Below are 14556 nucleotides of genomic sequence, written 5' to 3' on the forward strand. Positions count from 1 at the left end.
AAGCGGTCGCTCACCATCGGGGCGTACCGTAGAGCCGCATCCCAAGGGCGAGGAGAACCAGCATGTCCACCACTGAGCAGCGCGTCGCGGTCGTGACCGGAGCAGCGCGAGGCATCGGCGCGGCGACCGCCGTGCGTCTGGCCGCCGAAGGCCGCGCCGTCGCGGTGATCGACCTCGACGAGGCCGCCTGCAAGGACACCGTCACGACGATCACGGCTGCCGGTGGCAGGGCGATCGCGGTCGGCTGCGACGTGTCCGACGAGGCTCAGGTCGAGGCGGCCATCGCCCGGATCGCCGACGAGCTCGGCGCGCCCACGATCCTCGTGAACAACGCCGGCGTGCTCCGCGACAACCTCCTCTTCAAGATGAGCGCGAACGACTGGGACACGGTCATGAACGTGCACCTGCGCGGTGCGTTCCTGATGTCCCGCGCGATCCAGAAGCACATGGTGGACGCCAAGTTCGGCCGGATCGTGAACCTCTCCTCGTCCTCCGCGCTCGGCAACCGCGGCCAGGTCAACTACGCCGCGGCCAAGGCCGGCCTGCAGGGCTTCACCAAGACCCTCGCCAAGGAGCTCGGCAAGTTCGGCGTCACCGCCAACTCCGTGGCCCCGGGCTTCATCGTCACCGAGATGACCAAGTCCACCGCCGACCGCGTCGGCATGGGCTTCGAGGACTTCCAGGCCGCGGCCGCCACGCAGATCCCGGTGCAGCGCGTGGGCCGCCCCGAGGACATCGCCAACGCCATCGCGTTCTTCACGGGCGACGCCGCGGGCTTCGTCTCGGGCCAGGTCATGTACGTGGCCGGCGGCCCGCTCAACTAGTTCTGTTCCGGAGGGATGCGGGAGATGACAGTGCAGGACAGCGGGAAGACCGCGCTCATCACGGGCGCGAGCCGCGGAATCGGCTACGGCATCGCGGAGGCGCTCGTCGCCCGTGGTGACCGCGTGTGCATCACCGGACGCAACGAGGACGCGCTCAAGGAGGCCGTCGAGAGGCTCGGCGCCGACCGCGTCATCGGCGTCGCGGGCAAGGCCCACGACGAGGCCCACCAGGCGGTCGCCGTCGAGCGCGCCATGGAGGCCTTCGGACGGGTCGACTTCTTGATCAACAACGCCGGGACGAACCCGGTGGCCGGGCCGATCGCCGAGCTCGACCTCAACGTGGCGCGCAAGGTCTTCGAGACCAACGTGATCTCGGCGCTCGGCTTCGCCCAGCAGACCTGGAAGGCCTGGCAGAGCGAGAACGGCGGCGCGATCGTGAACATCGCCTCCGTCGCGGGCATGGCCCCCTCGCCGTTCATCGGCGCGTACGGCGTGAGCAAGGCCGCCATGGTCAACCTCACCCTGCAGCTCGCGCACGAGTTCGCGCCGAAGGTGCGGGTCAACTCGATCGCGCCGGCCGTGGTCAAGACGCAGTTCGCCAAGGCGCTGTACGAGGGCCGGGAGGAGGAGGCCGCCGCCGCGTACCCCCTGGGGCGGCTCGGCATGCCCGAGGACATCGGGGGCGCCGCCGCGTTCCTCACCTCCAGCCAGTCGGACTGGATCACGGGGCAGACACTCGTGGTCGATGGCGGCATCTTCCTCAATGCGGGCGTCAGCTGACGAAGGCTGCACAATCGCCAGGTACGCCATTCAAAAGGGACGTACATGCGCATCAAGTGCCCCGTCGGCGCCGCAAGTTGGCCCGGCGGGGCATTGCGATATTGTCTCCCGACCCATGGCATGGCCGATCGAGGAGCGTGCGCGTGTTCAGTGAAGTTCGCCTGGTGGCGGCGGCGGGTCTCCGTGGCCTGACCAGGCTGCCCCGCCGGGGCCTGCGGCCGGCCGCGGCGCTGGTGTCCATATCCCTGCTCTCGGGGTGCGGAGTTTTCTCTTCGGACGAGTCCGACGAGGAGCAGCAGATCACCGTCGGCACGATGAGTGCCCCCAGTACCCTCGATCCGGCGGCCGCCTGGGACAGCTCCTGGGAGCTGTACCGGAACGTCTTCCAGACGCTCCTGAGCTTCCCCAGCGGGGCGGCCGAGCCCGAGCCTGACGCGGCCGAGTCCTGCAAGTTCACCGACGCCACGAACAAGGTCTTCACCTGCGAGCTGCGGGAGGACCTCAAGTTCTCCGACGGCCACGAGCTCGACGCGAAGGCGGTCAAGTACACCTTCGACCGCATGCGGCGCATCGACGTCAAGGGCGGTCCCACCGGTCTGCTCGGATCGCTCGACTCGGTCGAGACGAAGGGCGACCGGACAGTCACGTTCCGGCTCAAGAAGCCGGACGCCACGTTCCCGTTCGTGCTCTCCACGCCCGCCATGTCGATCGTCGACCCCCGCGAGTACCCGGCGGACAAGCTCCGCGAAGGCACCTCGATCGCGGGCTCGGGGCCGTACGCCCTGGAGTCGTACAAGGCCGGTGAGCGGGCGGAGCTGGTCAAGAACACCCACTACAAGGGTGCGGCCGAGCGCAAGAACGACGCCGTCACGATCCGCTACTTCAAGAAGTCGGCCACCATGGTCGATGCCCTGAAGAACAAGCAGATCGACGTCACCTTCCGCGGACTCGCGGCGGAGGACATCGTCGAGATGCAGGCCAACAAGCACGCGCGCGAGGGCATCCAGCTCGTCGAGGGCTCGGGCACCGAGATCCGCTACCTGGTGTTCAACCCCGATGACCCCTGGGCCAGGAAGAAGCCGGTCCGCCAGGCCTTCGCCCAGGTCATCGACCGCCCGGCCATCGCCCACAAGATCTACCAGGACACGGTCGAGCCGCTGTACTCGATGGTCCCCCAGGGACTCACCGGCCACGGCACGGGCTTCTTCGACGACTACGGAGACCCCAGCGTCACCAAGGCCGCGAACATCCTCAAGAGCGCGGGCATCAACGAACCGGTGCCGCTCACGCTCTGGTACACGACCGACCGCTACGGTTCGGCGACCGAGGGGGAGTTCAAGGAGATCAAGCGGCAGCTCGAGGACTCGGGTCTTTTCAAGATCACGCTGAAGGGCCGTCCCTGGACCGAGTTCGACGCGGGCACCAAGAAGCGCGAGTACCCCGTCTTCGGCCGTGGCTGGTTCCCCGACTTCCCCGACGCGGAGAACTTCATCGCGCCGTTCATCGGCACGAAGAACGTGCTCAACACGCCGTACCCGTCACGGGAGATCACCGACGAGGTGCTGCCGCGCTCGCGCCGTGAGGCCGATCGTGGTGCGGTGGCCGACGACTTCGAGCGGGCCCAGAAGCTCCTCGTCGACGACGCACGGCTGCTCCCGTTGTGGCAGGGCAAGCAATACATCATGGCGAGCGAGGAGATCGCGGGCGGCGAGCGCGCCCTGGACCCCTCGGCGATCATGATGATGTGGGAGCTTCAGCGCAAGACGAGCTGGTAGCGGGACCGGTCGGCAGCGCACGGCCGGCTGGTGGCGGGAGTCCGCGGGCAGCGGGGCGGGGTCGGGCCGATTGTCAGTGGCCGCCGGTAGGTTCTGTGGTGAGAAGTGACCGCACACCGGAGGTTGTTGACGTGACCGACATCGCCATGCTGCCCGCGTCCTGGCGCGGAGTCCTCGGCGAGGAGCTGCAGAAGCCCTACTTCAAGGAGCTCACCGAGTTCGTCGAGGAAGAGCGGGAGAAGGGTCCCGTCTACCCTCCGCGTGACGAAGTGTTCGCCGCGCTCGACGCGACTCCGTACGACCAGGTCAAGGTCCTCGTCCTCGGTCAGGATCCGTACCACGGCGAGGGGCAGGGGCACGGCCTCTGCTTCTCCGTGCGGCCCGGCGTGAAGACCCCGCCCTCGCTGCGCAACATCTACAAGGAGATGAAGGAAGAGCTCGGCCACCCCGTGCCGGACAACGGCTATCTGATGCCGTGGGCCCAGCAGGGCGTCCTGCTCCTGAACGCGGTGCTCACGGTCCGCGCGGGAGAGGCCAACTCCCACAAGGGCAAGGGCTGGGAGAAGTTCACGGACGCGGTGATCCGCGCGGTGGCCGACCGCCCCGACCCCGCCGTCTTCGTCCTGTGGGGCAATTACGCCCAGAAGAAGCTTCCGCTCATCGACGAGGAGCGGCACGTGGTGGTGAAGGGCGCGCATCCGTCGCCGCTCTCGGCGAAGAAGTTCTTCGGCTCGCACCCCTTCACGCAGATCGACGCGGCGGTCGCCGCGCAGGGTCATGAGGCGATTGACTGGCGGGTGCCTGACCTGGGCTGAGCTCGGCCGGGGCCTTGTGGTGCGGGTGAAGCCGGAGCCGGAGCCGGGGGGAGCTGGGGTTGGGGCCGCGGTCGGGGCCTTGCGGTGCTGGTGAACTCGTTCGTGGTGGCGGCGTGCGCGATGCGTGCGCCGCCGTTCGCTTGCCCTGCCCCTGCCCCTGCCCCTGTCCCTGCCCGTCGCCGTGCGTGGCCTTATCGGGCTCGGCCAGGACTGTCACCGGGCTGGCCCAGCGGTACGGGGGAGCGCCTCGCGGCCGATCGCGCCTGACCGTGATTGTCAGCGGAGGCGGATAGCGTCGAGAGCGGTGTGCACGATGGCCGTACGGCGTACGAGTGTGGAGGACCCGGTGGCGGAGCAGCAGGAGCAGGCGGCGGAAGACGCCATGATGACCCGGATCGGGCAGGCGGTCATGCTGCATCACGGGGGCGACCGCGAGGAGGCGCAGGGACGCTTCCTGGGGCTGTGGTCGGAGATCGGCGAGGAGGGCGACCCGCTGCACCGCTGCACGCTGGCGCACTACATGGCGGACACGCAGGAGGATCCGTCGGACGAACTGGCCTGGGATCTGCGGGCGTTGTCGGCGGCGGACGAGCTCACGGACGAGCGCCTGCATGAGCACCACGACTCGATCGCGGTCCGTGGCTTCTATCCGTCCCTGCACCTCAACCTCGCCGCGGACTACGCGAAGCTGGGACGCCCCGAGGCGGCGCGCAACCACATTCGGCGGGCGCGGGGGGCGGTCGGGGCTCTGGGGGACGACGGGTACGGGGATGGGATTCGGGCGGCCATCGGGAGGCTGGAGATGCGGTTGGGGGAGGGGAGTGAGGTGGAGTGAGGTGGGGTGAGGTGGGGTGAGGCAGCTGGGGGGCTGCTGTGTGTGGGGCTGGGTGCGGGTCAATGACCGTAGGCGTCTTCGCAGATGACGGCCTCGGGGCTGCCGGGCCGCCAGCCGCCGTACTGCTTGCCGAGGGCGCAGAGGTCCGCGTTCGTCGGCGCGGCGGTGGGAATCGCGGGCGGTTCGACGGCCTCGGGGCGGTGACCGTGGCGTTGCGGGGGCGGGCCGGAGCGCTGTGGGGGGTTCGCGGTGCGGGGTGGTGCGGTGGGGACGCTCGGGGCGGTGCCGGTGGCGCGGGGCGCGGGGCCGCGGGGCGGTCCGATGAGCTCCAGGGCCTCGCGGGCGGGGGCCTCCACGACCCGGGGGCGGGAGTCGCCGTCGGTGCGGGGCGCCGGGGGCGGGGCGCTCGCGGCGGACGGCCCGGGAGCGGGCTGCCGCTCGACGCTCACACAGCCGGAGACGGCGGTGACCGCCACGGAGACCAGGAGTGTGGCGGTGGTCGTGGTTCGGTGCATTCGCGCAACTCTGGGGGGTGGGGGGTGTATTCGGCGAGGGAATGGGGGGAAGTTGGCCCGCACGGGTGAGTTCGCCTCTGGCCGGCGGGGGGAGCGGGGGTGGGGGGTGTGGGGGGCCTCTGTTGCTTCGGCACTCCGTGGTGAGGGTCAGGTGATTTCGTCTGCGGGCCGACGCCGGTCTGTCCCGCCGCTTCGCGCCGGATCTCTCCCACCCACCCACCCGTTTACCCCGCGGTGCTGCGGTTGCTCGCTGCTGGGTGGTGGGTCTCGCTCGTCCGCCCGCCCGTTTACCCGGCGGTGCTGCGGTTGCTCGCCGCTGCGCGGCGGATCTTTCCCGCCCATCCGCCCGTTTGTCCGGCGGTGCTGCGGTTGCTCGTCCGCCCGCCCGGTTCCCCCCGCGGTGTGCTGCCGGGTGAACGGGTGGGTGGGTGGGGAGATCCGGCGCGCAGCGGCGGGACGGGGTTCTTCGTGGCGGCTCGGCGCCGCCGGGTGGGTGGCTGGGGAGTCAGGACTCGTTCAGCATTCCCCGGAGCAGCTCGCGGAAGCCGTCGCGCAGCGACTCCTCGCTCGGCGGCGTGGGCGTGCCGGAGGAGCCCGCCGCGTGTGAGAACAGGAGGCCCTCGCACCACGCCGCCAGTGACAGCGCGTGCCGCTCGGGGTCCGGCGACCCCATCGTCCGCATCAGGGCCACCAGCGGCTCTCTGAACCGGGCCCCCGCAGCGTCGTAGTAGGCGCGCAGTTCCGGTCGGCGCGTCGCCTCCAGGGCCAGTTCGTAGCGGGAGATCAGCAGGTGCCGGTGGCCGCCGGTCAGGTAGCGGTGCAGGGCCAGGGCGAGCGCGCTGATCAGCGGCTCGCGGTTGTTCTTGTCGGGGGTCATGAGGGTCTGCAGCTCGGCAGGGGTCAGTACCGCTGCCTCGCGTACCGCCAGCCTCCCCACCGCCGCCTCCAGGAGGGCGAGCCGGGTGCGCGCGTGGTTCGAGGTCGAGCCCTGCGGAAGCCCCGCGGCCTCGTCCACGGCCCGGTGCGTCAGACCCCGCATGCCGCGCTCGGCGAGCAGGGCAATTGCCGTGTCGGCGATCAGTTCGCTGCGGGGCGGCCCCGCGCTGCGTCGGTGTACGGACATGGCGTACACCCTAGCCGCATTCACTACAGGTGTAGTAGCGTCAGTATCGCGGCTACTACAGATGTAGTAGCGGCTACTACAGATGTAGTGCATGAGTCCAGAGGAGTCAGCCATGGCACAGCCGGACCGCAGGCCCTACGCCGTCGTCATCGGTGGTGGCATCGGCGGACTCACCTCCGCCATCGCCCTGCACCTCTCGGGCTGGCGGGTCACCGTCCTGGAGCGGGCCGCCACCCTGGAGCCCGTCGGCTCCGGCATCGGGCTCGCCCCCAACTCCCAGCGCGCCCTGGACGTCCTGGGCCTCGGCGACCGGGTCCGCTCGCTCGCCGCCTGGGAGGGCGAGGGTGGGATGCGCGCGCAGAGCGGGCGCTGGCTCGTGCGGATCAGCGGCGCGGCGACCGCGGCGGAGTTCGGCGGCGACATCGTCCTCGTGCACCGTGCGACCCTCGTCGACCTGCTCGTCTCGGCACTGCCCGCCGACGCCCTGCGCACCGGAGTGCGGGCCGAGCTCGCCGATCCCGGAGCCGCCGACCGCAAGGCCGTCGTCCGGACCGACGAGGGGGACATCGAGGCCGACCTCGTGGTGGGCGCCGACGGCATCAACTCGGCCGTGCGCTCGGTCCTGTTCCCGGCGCACCCGCAGCCGACGTACGCCGGATTCACGGCCTGGCGACTTGTCGTTCCCGCACCCGACCGCCCCTTCGAGCCGCACGAGACCTGGGGGCGCGGCGGCGTCTGGGGCACCCATCCGCTCAAGGACGGCAGGATCTACGCGTACGCCACCGCCACCGTCCCCGAAGGCGGCCACAGTCCCGACGGCGAGAAGGCGGAGCTGGTGCGCCGCTTCGGCGAGTGGCACGACCCGATCCCCTCGATCATCGCCGCGGCACGCCCCGACGACATCCTGCGCAATGACGTGCGCCACATGAGCACGCCCCTCGCGCACTACCACCGGGGCCGGACCGCCCTCATCGGCGACGCCGCGCACGCCATGGCGCCCACCCTGGCCCAGGGCGGCAACCAGGCCATCGAGGACGCCGTCGTCCTGGCCCACCACGCGGCCCCGGGCGGCGACCTGACCGCGGGGCTAGCCGGCTACAGCGCGGTGCGGGTGCCGCGTACCACGGCCATCGTCCGGCAGGCGGCGCGCGCCGCCCGCATGAACCACCTGACGAACGCCCCGCTCATCGCCGTACGCAACGCGCTCATCGCCGCGGCGTCGCGCCTCGGTCCGAACCTCATCCTGCGGAGCTTCGCCTCGATCGCCGACTGGCGCCCGCCGCAGCAGCCGTATGCTGCGGGAACAGAACGCGCGCAGCGGTAGGCCGCGGCGGCAGGACACATGGGCAGAGGAGACTGGGGACAGTGGTTAAGGTCGGCTGTATCGGACTTGGTGACATCGCGCAGAAGGCGTACCTGCCTGTGCTCACCACCCTGCCGGGAGTCGAGCTGCACCTGCAGACGCGCACGCCCGCGACCCTCGCCCGCGTCGCGGGCGTCCACCACATCCCCGAAGAGCGCTGCCACACCGACCTGGACGCGCTGCTCGCCCAGGGCATCGACGCCGCCTTCGTGCACGCCTCGACCGCCGCGCACCCCGAGATCGTGACGCGGCTGCTCGAAGCGGGGGTGGCCACGTATGTCGACAAGCCCCTCGCGTACGAACTCGCCGACTCCGAGCGGCTCGTGCGCCTGGCCGACGAGCGGTCGGTCAGCCTCGCCGTCGGCTTCAACCGCCGCTTCGCACCTGGTTACGCGCAGTGCGTCGAGCACCCGCGCGAGCTGATCCTGATGCAGAAGAACCGCGTCGGCCTGCCCGAGGACGTGCGCACGCTCGTCCTGGACGACTTCATCCACGTCGTGGACACGCTGCGCTTCCTGGCCCCCGGGCCGATCGACCACGTCGGCGTGCGCGCCCGCATCCAGGACGGGCTCATGGAGCACGTCGTGCTGCAGCTCGCGGGGGACGGGTTCACCGCGATCGGCGTGATGAACCGGCTGAGCGGTTCCACCGAGGAGATCCTCGAGGTGTCGGGACAGGACACCAAGCGGCAGGTGCTCAACCTCGCCGAGGTCATCGACCACAAGGGCCAGCCCAGCGTGCGGCGGCGCGGCGACTGGGTGTCCGTGGCCCGCCAGCGCGGCATCGAGCAGGTCGTCCTCGCCTTCCTCGACGCCGTGCGCGCGGGCAAGGTCCTCAGTGCCCGTGATGCGCTGGCGACCCATGAGCTGTGCGAGCGTGTGGTCCGTGCGGCTCAGGAGCAGGCTGCCTGAACCTCCCCTTCGCGGGTCCCCGCACGGAACGCACGCCCAGTGCCGCGCACAGCACCGCGAGCACGGCGAGGGCCGCGTGCACGGGCCAGTCGCCCAGCCTGACGTAAGGCGTGACGCCCTTGGCCAGCGGAATGTCGTACGTCGCCGTGGCGCTCGCCGAGGTGCCGAGCGGCGCCCCGACCCGCTCGCCGTCCGGGCCGTACACCGCGGAGACGCCGGTGAGCGTGGCGTGCACCATGGGGCGGCCGGTCTCCGCGGCCCGCAGCGCGGCGAGCGAGGCGTGCTGCTCGGGCGCCCAGCTCGACTGGAACGTCGAGGTGGACGACTGCGCGAGCAGCAACTGGGCTCCCTCGCGCGTCAGATGACGGCTCATGTCGGGGAACGCCGACTCGAAGCACACCAGCGGGCCGATCTTCAGGCCGTCCCCGACGTCCATCACGACGGGGCGCTCGCCGCGCATGCGGTCCTCGCCCGCCGCCTTGCCCACGGACGTCGCCCAGCCGAGGAGCTCGCGTGCGGGGACGTACTCGCCGAACGGGACGAGCCGCATCTTGTCGTAGCGGTCGCCGGTGGGGCCCTGGGGGCCCACGAGGACGGAGCTCTTGAAGATGCCCGGCTCGTCCGAGCGGCGCGCGTCCACGTTCACCAGGATGTCGGCGCCGACCTCGCGGGACAGCGCGGCTATCCGGCGCGCGACGTCGGGGCGTTCCGCGAGGTCGTACCCGACGCTGCTCTCGCCCCAGACGACGAGGTCGAGGTCGCGGCCCGCCAGACCGCGGGTCAGTTCCTCCTCGCGCGCGAGCCGCTTGTCGGCGCTGCCTGCCCCGTCGATGACGCCGGGCTGGACGACGGCCACGCGCATCCCGCCCGACGCCTCGGGGCGCGGCGCCCACGCCCAGGCGGAGGTGGTCACGGCGGCCACGGCCACGAGTCCCGCGGTGGCGGGGATGGTGCGGGCGGCTGTGCGTGACGTCCCCGGCGGGCGTGCGGCCTCGGCCACGACGAGCGCGGCGACGGCGGTGTTCAGGGCGACGATCAGGGCGCTGAGCAGCCACACCCCGCCGACCGACGCGAGGCGCAGGGCGGGCCCCACCTGCCACTGGCTGGAGCCGAGGAGACCCCACGGTCCGCCCAACCCCTCCCAGGAGCGGACCAGTTCGACCATCAGCCAGCCGGACGGCAGGACGACCAGCGCGGCCGCGGTGCGACCGGGCGACGGCATCCCGCCCAGCAGTCGCCGCACCAGCCAGCCCCACGGCGCCCACAACAGGCCGAGCAGCGCGGCGATGAGGAGGGTGAACACATGCAGGCTCGGCAGCAGCCAGTGATGCACCGCCACCATGAACCCGAGGCCGCCGAGCCAGCCGTCGAGCGCGGCCCTGCGCCCGGTCCTGGCCGAGCGCGCGAGGAGGATCCAGGGCACCAGGGCCACGTAGGCGAACCACCACAGCGACGGGGCGGGGAAGGCGAGGGCGGGCAGGGCGCCGGCGAGGACGGCGAGAGCGCCGCGCCAGCGGGACGAGGCGAGCAGCCCCGCCGCCGAGGCGGCCGAAAGGCGTGGCCACCGCCGGTCCCGGTCGTCGCTGTTTCGGTCCATGCAGCGCCTCCCTCCGCCCCGACGCCCGGTCGTTCCTCCAGTGTGCGCGCCCCGGACGATCTAGGACAGTGCGCCTACCGTGCCGTCTCTCAGCCGGGCGTACGGTTGCGTGACGGCTGCTGTACCTGGCGCCACTTCTCCTGCACGGTCACCTGACGCAGCCGCCAGCCCTGGGCCGTACGCAGCGCCGTGAAGGCGTAGCGGCCGCCGCAGATGAAGTCGGGGGCCGAGGACTGCGTGCGCTCGGCACCGTCGCCCTCGCCCTCGCCCTCGGGTGACGTGAAGCGCATCGGGTTCATGTAGTCGGCCTGGACCTGCGCGGTGTCGCCGATGTCCTGGTCGAGCGTCCCGAACCGCAGCCTCCTGTTGACGATCAGATGCTGGCGCATCGGGAAGAGCTCCATCGTCCCGGCCAGCCATCCGGCCACCTCCGCGGCGCTGGCGTCGATGCCGCCCGCCGAGCTGTAGTCGGCGCGTCCGTCCGGGGTGAAGAGCCGCTGGTAGGCGTCCCAGTCGCCGTCGTCGACGGTCACTGCGTACTCGGTGATGAGGGAGTCGATGGCCAATCGGTCCATCACGGCGGCCAGTTCCACGCGCTGCGTCATCGGGTCAGTGTTGGGCACGGGGGGTGCCGAGCCAAGAGGCGTGCAGGAACGTGCGGGAAAGGGTGTGGAATCGCGGCGTGTATGTTGCGGCCGGATCGGGTCGTGGTCCGGTGAACTGTCATATTATGCCCGGCAGTTGAGCGTACACAGGAGCAGGAACACTCCGACCTTGGAGGCCCGGTGAAGAACGAGATGCGCATCGCGGCGTACAAACGCCAGGGCAACCGCAGTGAACTGACGGGGCGACAGAAGTGCCGCATCGCGAAGAAGGAGCGCCAGGGCAAGGGCTGACGTGGCGGCCCCCTACGACACGGGACACGGGACACGGGGCGTGGGAGCGGCTCGGCGAAGGTACGGCTCATGAGCCCGCACTCCCGCGGTGTACTGATCGATGTCGGCGGTGTGCTCGTCCGCGAGTACCTTCCCGCCGCCTCGGCTGCCTGGGGCAGGCGTCTTGGACTTTCGGCCGCCGCCTTCATGGCCGCGCTGTACGAGGGGAACGACTCCGGGGTCCTCATCGGTCGCGTCAGCGCGGACGCGTGGTGGGAGACCGTCCGGGAGCGGCTGCGCACGGGGCCGGACGTGATCGCGGAGCTGCGCCGGGACCTGGCGTCCAGGGAGACCTGGGACGAGGAGCTCGTGGCGGGCCTGCGCGGCCTGCGGGCGCGGGGCGTGCCGACGGCCGTCGTCAGCAACACCTGGCCCGGCCTCCGCGCCCGCATGGCGCGGGGCGGGCTGTCGGACATCACCGACCACCTCGTCCTGTCCTGCGAGGCGGGATGCGCCAAACCGGACCGGCGGATCTACGAGATCGCGCTGCGGCTGCTCGGCATCGAGCCCGCGCAGGCGCTGTTCATCGACGACACCTCCGCCAATGTCACGGCCGCGCGGGCGCTGGGGATGGACGGTCACGTGCACAGCAGAACGGCGGAAACCATCGCGCGCGTCGAGGAGTTCACGGCTCGGCGGTGACTGTCACCAGGCGCCGGCCGACGAGGATCGCAGGGCACCCCCAGGGCACCTTCAGGGCATCCCCGGGGCGCCTTCAGGGCGCCGAGGCATCAACTAGGCGGCGTCAACTAGGCCGCCTCCACGACCTCTTCGCGCACGGCGGTCGCCCACGCCGTCACCAACTGTTCGTACTCGCGGCGCTGTTCGGGCGAGAGGCGGCCGCCGGCACGCATCCACAGGCCGCGGATTCGCTCGTTCAATTCCGCGGCAGAGCGCGCTGAACCACGGGGCTGGGGGTTTAAGGGCATGCGTCAAGCCTAGGGGATAGCTACGACAATCGGAACTCTCAGCTACTGGGCAGATCCTCCAAGTGAGCATCCGCACAGTAATCGCCACGTCACCCGGCCTTCACTCGTACGGCCCATCACCGCGCCGTGCCAGGCCGTGGCCCCTGATATCCAGGGGGCAGGGACGCGCCGGAAGCCGCGCGCCGTGGGGGATCCATCGCCCTGACGCCGTCGTGGCGACCGGGGCCCACCGAGTGGAGGACCACTCATGTCCCAGAACATCAGTCTCTCCGTGGACTTCACCCAAGGCCTCAACGACGCCTGGTCGAAGGTCGCTCAATTCGTGCCGAAGCTGATCGGCTTCCTGGTCGTCCTGGCCATCGGCTGGTTCGTGTCGAAGATGATCGCCCGGGTCCTCGACCGGGTGCTGCGCAAGGTCGGCTCCGAAAAACTCGCCGAACGGGCGGGCGCGTCCCGCATGTTGGAGAACTCCAAGTACGACATGACGGGGATCGTCTGCAAGGTCGTGTACTACGCCCTGCTCCTGATCACCCTGCAGCTCGGCTTCGGTGTCTTCGGCAGCAACCCGGTCTCCACGATGCTCGACGGCATCGTCTCCTGGATTCCGCGCGCCGTCGTCGCCATCGTCCTGATGGTCGTCGCCATGGCGGTGGCCAACGTCGTACGGGACATCGTCACCAGCGCCCTGTCCTCGATGTCGTACGGGAAGACCGTCGGCACGATCGTCTGGGCCTGCATCGTCGCGCTCGGCGTGATCGCGGCGCTGGGCCAGGCGGGCATCGCCACGACGGTCACCCAGCCCGTCCTGTACGCGGCCCTCGCGGCCGGCGCCGGCATCCTGATCGTCGGTGTGGGCGGCGGGCTCATCGGCCCGATGCGGCAGCGCTGGGAGCGCTGGCTGAACACGGCGGAGCAGGAGACGGCCAAGGCGCGTGGCAGCGTCAGCGCCTACCAGGCGGGCCGGCAGGACGCGATGACCAACCAGCCGGTGCAGGAGCGCGAACGCAACGACATGTGACCGGCGCCTCCCTCGTGGCCCGTCAGGACCCCGAGGACTCCGGCACCAGGTCGTGCCGCCTCACGAGCCAGGAGATGGCGGTGAGGCGGCACACCGCGTAGTCGTGGCCCACCGGCTCCCGCCACCCGTTCTCGGAGAGCGCGTCGAGGAACCCCAGGGCGTAGTCGGAGAGGATCTCCGGATCCGGCGCCGGAGGTACGAGGTCGGCCCCACGCATCTCGAGCCGCTCGCGAAGCTCCGCGACGTGCTGGTCCACGGCGGCCGTGAAGCCGGGCTCGAAGGCGAACTCGGCGAAGCGCGGGGCGTACGAGGCGCTGATGCGGGCGAGGGGCGACATCCCATCACCGTAGGCCGGGCAAACCCTCCTGAAGAGGGTCTTTCGGCATGCCATTGGTCACAACGCCCCGGCCACGTCCGGGGCCGCGGCTCTTCGGTAAGCTCCCCGCATGATCATCCCGTTCCTGGTCGGCCTCACCGTCCTGGCCACCGTCGCCGCCGTGGCGATCTGGGTGGGCCTGGAGTTCTGCAAGGCGTGCCGCGATCGTAGGGACGCGGTGCCTGCCGGCGCGGCGGACGGGCAGCAGAGCTCCTGCGGGGTCTAGGAGAGCCCGGCGAGCTCCTTGGAGACGGCCCTCCCTTGGCTGGCCGGTCCTGCGGCGATTTCCGGTCGGCCTCGGCCGCCGCGTCGGCGTCCGTCTGGTCCGCGTACAGGTTGACGCGGACGGACTCGTACTGACCCGCCCGTGCCAGGGGCGAGGGGCCGCCGTCCGGCGTCATCGTGAACGTGATCTTCGGCGCATCCGTGTCCGGTAAAACGGCGTGTAGTGCGTCACGCTCATCCCGAGCGGCCGCGCGGCACCTCCTCCGTGGCTGGTCGGCAGGCCACCTGAGCCGCCGCATGGTGGTGCGCCCGCCCGTCCGCTCCGCCACTTCACCCACGTCGGATCATCGAGCAGCCTCTCCGCATCCGGCAGCCCGGCATGGTGGCCCATGGTCCACGCCGCCAGGCCAAGGTTCATGATGGTGCCCGTCGTCTTGGCGGGCGCCTTGATCCTGCTGGACTTGCCTGCGCCCGGCGGACCGGTGACAACGTACAGCGCTGGTCTCCTCAGCTGATCGGCAGCAGGATGCCCCAC

At 70.9% G+C, this 14556-nt stretch carries 16 protein-coding genes; 10 read left to right on the top strand and 6 right to left on the bottom strand.

Going from position 1 to position 14556, the window contains the following annotated elements:
• The first annotated feature begins 62 nt into the window (after window positions 1-62).
• The 5 genes from fabG (at window position 63) to AC07AG_RS37540 (ending at window position 5029) form a co-directional block, all read left to right on the top strand.
• The gene (fabG, locus tag AC07AG_RS37520) at window positions 63-824 is read left to right on the top strand and encodes a 3-oxoacyl-ACP reductase FabG (RefSeq protein ID WP_361047646.1); all 762 of its coding nucleotides are present in this window, start codon (window positions 63-65) and stop codon (window positions 822-824) included.
• Window positions 825-848: 24 nt separating this feature from the next.
• The gene (locus tag AC07AG_RS37525) at window positions 849-1604 is read left to right on the top strand and encodes an SDR family oxidoreductase (protein WP_478761094.1); all 756 of its coding nucleotides are present in this window, start codon (window positions 849-851) and stop codon (window positions 1602-1604) included.
• Window positions 1605-1768: 164 nt separating this feature from the next.
• Window positions 1769-3379 (top strand): ABC transporter substrate-binding protein, encoded by a 1611-nt coding sequence (locus tag AC07AG_RS37530; protein ID WP_478761466.1) that lies wholly within the window; start codon window positions 1769-1771, stop codon window positions 3377-3379.
• A 131-nt stretch (window positions 3380-3510) separates the two neighbouring features.
• Window positions 3511-4194 carry a uracil-DNA glycosylase gene (gene ung, locus AC07AG_RS37535; RefSeq protein WP_361047649.1) on the top strand — a complete coding sequence of 228 codons (684 nt, stop codon included), beginning with the start codon at window positions 3511-3513 and terminating at the stop codon, window positions 4192-4194.
• Window positions 4195-4507: 313 nt separating this feature from the next.
• The gene (locus tag AC07AG_RS37540) at window positions 4508-5029 is read left to right on the top strand and encodes a hypothetical protein (protein WP_249591261.1); all 522 of its coding nucleotides are present in this window, start codon (window positions 4508-4510) and stop codon (window positions 5027-5029) included.
• A gap of 59 nt (window positions 5030-5088) precedes the next feature.
• On the opposite strand, the gene AC07AG_RS37545 is transcribed toward AC07AG_RS37540, so the two are convergent.
• Entirely contained in the window at window positions 5089-5544 is a 456-nt protein-coding gene (locus AC07AG_RS37545; protein ID WP_478761096.1) for a hypothetical protein, read from the bottom strand.
• 505 nt (window positions 5545-6049) lie between these two features.
• Window positions 6050-6667 carry a TetR/AcrR family transcriptional regulator gene (locus AC07AG_RS37550; protein ID WP_478761097.1) on the bottom strand — a complete coding sequence of 206 codons (618 nt, stop codon included), beginning with the start codon at window positions 6665-6667 and terminating at the stop codon, window positions 6050-6052.
• A 112-nt stretch (window positions 6668-6779) separates the two neighbouring features.
• Here AC07AG_RS37550 and AC07AG_RS37555 point away from each other — a divergent pair, with 112 nt between their 5' ends.
• Window positions 6780-7991 (top strand): FAD-dependent monooxygenase, encoded by a 1212-nt coding sequence (locus AC07AG_RS37555; protein WP_478761098.1) that lies wholly within the window; start codon window positions 6780-6782, stop codon window positions 7989-7991.
• Window positions 7992-8032: 41 nt separating this feature from the next.
• Entirely contained in the window at window positions 8033-8941 is a 909-nt protein-coding gene (locus AC07AG_RS37560; protein WP_478761100.1) for a Gfo/Idh/MocA family protein, read from the top strand.
• Here the strand turns inward: AC07AG_RS37560 and lnt are convergent.
• Together lnt and AC07AG_RS37570 are read right to left on the bottom strand one after the other, a co-directional pair.
• Window positions 8865-10538 (bottom strand): apolipoprotein N-acyltransferase, encoded by a 1674-nt coding sequence (lnt, locus tag AC07AG_RS37565; RefSeq protein WP_478761102.1) that lies wholly within the window; start codon window positions 10536-10538, stop codon window positions 8865-8867. The genes AC07AG_RS37560 and lnt overlap by 77 nt on opposite strands.
• 89 nt (window positions 10539-10627) lie before the next feature.
• The gene (locus AC07AG_RS37570) at window positions 10628-11143 is read right to left on the bottom strand and encodes a nuclear transport factor 2 family protein (RefSeq protein WP_478761104.1); all 516 of its coding nucleotides are present in this window, start codon (window positions 11141-11143) and stop codon (window positions 10628-10630) included.
• A gap of 360 nt (window positions 11144-11503) precedes the next feature.
• On the opposite strand from AC07AG_RS37570, the gene AC07AG_RS37575 reads away from it, so the two are divergent.
• Entirely contained in the window at window positions 11504-12115 is a 612-nt protein-coding gene (locus AC07AG_RS37575; RefSeq protein WP_478761106.1) for an HAD family hydrolase, read from the top strand.
• Window positions 12116-12222: 107 nt separating this feature from the next.
• Here AC07AG_RS37575 and AC07AG_RS37580 read toward each other — a convergent pair whose 3' ends face one another.
• Window positions 12223-12354: a hypothetical protein gene (locus tag AC07AG_RS37580; protein WP_425575231.1), complete on the bottom strand. Its 132-nt coding sequence runs from the start codon at window positions 12352-12354 to the stop codon at window positions 12223-12225.
• Between the two features lie 295 nt (window positions 12355-12649).
• Between AC07AG_RS37580 and AC07AG_RS37585 the strand changes: the two genes are divergently transcribed.
• Window positions 12650-13420 (top strand): mechanosensitive ion channel family protein, encoded by a 771-nt coding sequence (locus AC07AG_RS37585; RefSeq protein WP_478761107.1) that lies wholly within the window; start codon window positions 12650-12652, stop codon window positions 13418-13420.
• A gap of 22 nt (window positions 13421-13442) precedes the next feature.
• On the opposite strand, the gene AC07AG_RS37590 is transcribed toward AC07AG_RS37585, so the two are convergent.
• The gene (locus tag AC07AG_RS37590; RefSeq protein WP_361047674.1) at window positions 13443-13757 is read right to left on the bottom strand and encodes a DUF6401 family natural product biosynthesis protein; all 315 of its coding nucleotides are present in this window, start codon (window positions 13755-13757) and stop codon (window positions 13443-13445) included.
• 109 nt (window positions 13758-13866) lie between these two features.
• Between AC07AG_RS37590 and AC07AG_RS37595 the strand changes: the two genes are divergently transcribed.
• The gene (locus AC07AG_RS37595) at window positions 13867-14022 is read left to right on the top strand and encodes a hypothetical protein (RefSeq protein WP_478761109.1); all 156 of its coding nucleotides are present in this window, start codon (window positions 13867-13869) and stop codon (window positions 14020-14022) included.
• Window positions 14023-14556 lie beyond the last annotated feature (534 nt).

Source organism: Streptomyces sp. NPDC044044 (assembly GCF_056434405.1).